This window comes from Hyalangium versicolor (assembly GCF_020103695.1).
Taxonomy (GTDB): Bacteria; Myxococcota; Myxococcia; order Myxococcales; family Myxococcaceae; genus Hyalangium; species Hyalangium versicolor.
In genome coordinates this window covers 1-612 of the sequence record NZ_JAHXBF010000094.1, presented here as the reverse complement: position 1 = coordinate 612, position 612 = coordinate 1, and the positions used below count along the sequence as shown (strand labels likewise).

2 protein-coding genes are annotated in these 612 nt (G+C 69.0%); both read right to left on the bottom strand.

Annotated features, from left to right (window positions below; translation table 11 throughout):
• Positions 1-202: hypothetical protein (locus KY501_RS52900; RefSeq protein ID WP_224373262.1), on the bottom strand; the 202-nt coding region annotated here is incomplete at its 3' end.
• The coding region (locus tag KY501_RS52895) for a hypothetical protein (RefSeq protein WP_224373261.1) at positions 202-612 on the bottom strand (411 nt) is incomplete at its 5' end. The genes KY501_RS52900 and KY501_RS52895, both read right to left, overlap by 1 nt.

The window sequence follows — 612 nt, the reverse complement described above, 5'->3', positions numbered from 1 at the left end:
TGCTCTCTTGCTCGAGCACGGCCGCCAGCAGCAGCGCGTCCACTCCGGAGGCCTTCGCGGCCTTGCTGATGGCTCGAGCGTACTGCCGGGCGTGCGAGGGAAGGGCTCGCGTGAGGGCAGCCAGGTCTGGGGCCCGGGTGAGCAGAGCCAGGGCCCCACCGGTCACCACCATGCCCGCGGCGATGAGGAGCCTCTGGAGCATCAGAGTCCCCCCGCCATGAGCTTGGAGAGGTCCTGGTAGCTGGTTGCCTCGTCGACCAGCAGCGCCCGAGCCCAGAGGATGACGTTCGCGTCGGTGGCTGCTGTGGCGATCGCGACTGGGTCCTCAGCGTAAGCCCACCACTTGAGCCACGTGGCCGCAGGGACGAGGACGCGGGCCGTGGGCGTCGTGGGTCCCAGACAGACAGGGATGCGGCCCTGTTCCGCAACCTGAAGGATGCGCGGCTGCAGGTCCTCCGAGGTGGTGAGCTCCGCCTCGAACTTGAGGCCAGCCATGCTCGGCCAGCCCACGACCGGGTCTGAGACGCTCGGAGAGGTGACAACCGCATAGAGAGACACCACAGCAACCGCGCCCTTGGGGACGCGGATGATGCAGGGCTGAGCGAGGCGCCC